Origin of the sequence: Microbacterium sp. B35-04 (assembly GCF_010634885.1) — a bacterium.
Classification (GTDB): domain Bacteria; phylum Actinomycetota; class Actinomycetes; order Actinomycetales; family Microbacteriaceae; genus Microbacterium.
In genome coordinates this window covers 1-2,808 of record NZ_MWLP01000073.1, presented here as the reverse complement: position 1 = coordinate 2,808, position 2,808 = coordinate 1, and the positions used below count along the sequence as shown (strand labels likewise).

Below are 2,808 nucleotides of genomic sequence, written 5' to 3'. Positions count from 1 at the left end.
CATCCGTGAAGCGCTCGAAGAGCTCGCGGGTGGCGGATGCCGCGATCACGGCTGATCCGGCGTGCACCGTGCGGATCGCGGCGAGGAGGAACTCGGGGTCGGCGTCCTTGAGGAGGAACCCGCTGGCGCCCTGCCGGATGGCCCGGGCCGCCGCCTCGTCGAGGTCGAAGGTCGTGAGCATCACGATGCGCGGCGACGGCACTCCCGGCTCCGGGGTGTCGGCGAGGAGCTCCGCGGTGGCCGCGAGGCCGTCCAGGACCGGCATGCGGATGTCCATGAGCACCACGTCCGGCCGCGACCGGCGCACCGCATCGATCCCCTCACGGCCGTCAGGGGCCTCGGCGACGACCTCCAGGTCGGGCTGCGAGTCGATGAGCATGCGGATGCCGGCGCGGAACAGCGCCTGGTCGTCGACCAGCACGACGCGGATCATGCGAGATCTCCGATCGGGATGTGCGCGCGCACGGTGAAGGCGCCGAACTCGTCGGCCGCGTCGAGCCTGCCGCCGGCGAGCTGCGCACGCTCGCGCATGCCGATGAGCCCATGGCCGAACCGCCCCGGCTGGGTGCCTGGAACGATCGGGTTGCGCACATCGAGCTCGACGCGGTCCGCCAGCCATCCCAGGTGCACGTCGACGGGGCCGCCGGGAGCGCCATGGCGGAGGGAGTTCGTCAGCGCCTCCTGAAGGATGCGGTAGACGGCGAGCTGCACGGCGGCCGCCGGCTCACCCTCTGCTGGACGGCCCTCTGCCGAACTGGGCTGCGGCGCGGGATCGACGTCGACCCGCAACTGCACCCCGGCCGCGCGCACCTGCGCGTAGAGCTCCTCCAGGTCGCCGATCGTCGGCTGCGGCCCGTCGCCCTGGCGGTGCCTGAGCTGACCGAGCAGCAGCCGCACGTCGGCGAGCGCCGAACGGGCGGTGGTCGAGATCGTCGCCAGCGCGTCTGTGGCGACCGCGGGATCCGCCGCGGCGGCATAGCGCGCACCGTCGGCCTGGGCGATCACGACGGCGAGCGAATGCGCCACCACGTCGTGCATGTCCCGGGCGATGCGCACGCGCTCCTGCTCCGCGACCGTCTCGGCTTCGGCGCGCTGCTGCGCCTCGCGATTCTCCCGCGCCCTCACCGCGGTGCGCACGAGGGCGCCCACGGTCCACGAGAGCCCGAGGGCGAACGCGGCCGCGACGAGCAGCACGAGAGCCAGCGGCAGCGTCTCCCACGACAGCCCGCCCCCCGCGAACACCGGCCCGGCGAAGAGGTAGACCGTGATCACCAGGGCTCCGACGATCGCCGACGCGAAGCCCGCCCAGTACACCAGCCGCGACCCGTACGCGGCGGTGGCGTACAGCACGGCGCAGATCGCGACGTCCGAGAAGCTCGGCGGACGGCCGAGACCCATCTGCACCAGGGCGCCGATCCACGCGATGCCCAGGGCGAGCGCGGGCGAGAGTCGGCGGAGCGCCAGCGCCGCGCTGAACAGGCCCGCGACGAGCAGCCCGAATACGGTGTGCCCCTCCGCGCCGAATCCGTACTCCACGCCGAACGCACCGGTCGCCATGACCGCCTCGAGGGGCCAGGCGATGAGCAGGAAGACCAGCGCGACCGACAGGTCGGCGACGAGCTGGTACGTCTTCAGGCGGCGGAACACCGTTTCACGTTACGGGAAGCCCTGTGGGGCGGCATCCGTCCGGAGATGTACGACGGATGCCGCGGCATCCGCCCCGCGATCGATTGAAAGGTCTGCCGAACCAACCATTGCGCCGCACCGGGTCAGGCTTTACTGTCGCGTCACAGGCCGAAACCGACGGGAAACGTCGGGTCGACAGGATCGGGGTGCAGGGTCGCCGCGGGAGCGGACCCCGCCGGTCCCACCCGAGGGACGAGGAACACGGCACGCGCCGGTTCACGAACGGAGAGACGATGACGACGGTACGCGCGGCGATTTCACAGACCACGTGGACGGGCGACAAAGAGTCGATGCTCGACAAGCACGAAGGGTTCGCGCGCGATGCCGCAGCCCAGGGTGCGCAGGTGGTGTGCTTCCAGGAGCTCTTCTACGGGCCCTACTTCGGCATCACCCAGGACAAGAAGTACTACCGCTTCGCCGAGCCGGTGGACGGCCCGATCGTGCAGCGGTTCGCCGCGTTGGCCAAGGAGCTCGGGATCGTGATGGTGCTCCCGATCTACGAGGAGGCCGAGACGGGCGTCTACTACAACACCGCGGTGCTGGTGGATGCCGACGGCACCATCCTCGGCAGCTACCGCAAGCACCACCTGCCGCACCTCGACCGCTTCTGGGAGAAGTTCTACTTCCGCCCCGGCAACCTCGGGTACCCCGTTTTCGACACCGCCGTCGGGCGCGTCGGCATGTACATCTGCTACGACCGGCACTTCCCCGAAGGCTGGCGCGAGCTCGGCCTCGCCGACGCGCACATGGTCTTCAACCCCAACGCCACGAAGCCCGGCCTGTCCAACCGGCTCTGGGAGGTCGAAGGTCCGGCGGCGGCCGTCGCCAACGGCTACTTCGTGCTGCAGCCCAACCGCGTGGGCCGCGAAGACAACGAGTACGGCGACCTCGCGGTCGACTTCTACGGCACGAGCCAGGTGATCGACCCCCGGGGGAACTTCGTCGGCGAGCGCGGCTCGGGCGACCAGGAGGAGCTGCTGGTGCGCGACCTCGACCTCGAGATGGTGCGCGAGATGCGCGACGACTGGCAGTTCTACCGCGACCGCCGGCCCGACTCGTACACGCGGATCGCGAAGCCGTGACCGATATGCGGTCGTTGAGCGAGCGAGGAACGAGCGAGAC

Annotated in this window: 3 protein-coding genes; 1 reads left to right on the top strand and 2 read right to left on the bottom strand. The window is 70.6% G+C overall.

Annotated elements, in window-relative coordinates; translation table 11 throughout:
- Both B1729_RS15690 and B1729_RS15685 read right to left on the bottom strand, forming a co-directional pair.
- A partial coding sequence (locus B1729_RS15690) for a response regulator transcription factor (RefSeq protein ID WP_163633709.1) occupies positions 1 to 433 on the bottom strand: 433 nt, incomplete at its 3' end.
- Positions 430 to 1,647, bottom strand: coding sequence for a histidine kinase (locus B1729_RS15685; RefSeq protein ID WP_163633707.1), 1,218 nt, complete (start codon positions 1,645 to 1,647; stop codon positions 430 to 432). The genes B1729_RS15690 and B1729_RS15685, both read right to left, overlap by 4 nt.
- 272 nt (positions 1,648 to 1,919) lie before the next feature.
- On the opposite strand from B1729_RS15685, the gene B1729_RS15680 reads away from it, so the two are divergent.
- Positions 1,920 to 2,768, top strand: a complete 849-nt coding sequence (locus B1729_RS15680; RefSeq protein WP_163618807.1) for a nitrilase-related carbon-nitrogen hydrolase — start codon at positions 1,920 to 1,922, stop codon at positions 2,766 to 2,768.
- The last annotated feature ends 40 nt before the right edge of the window (positions 2,769 to 2,808 follow it).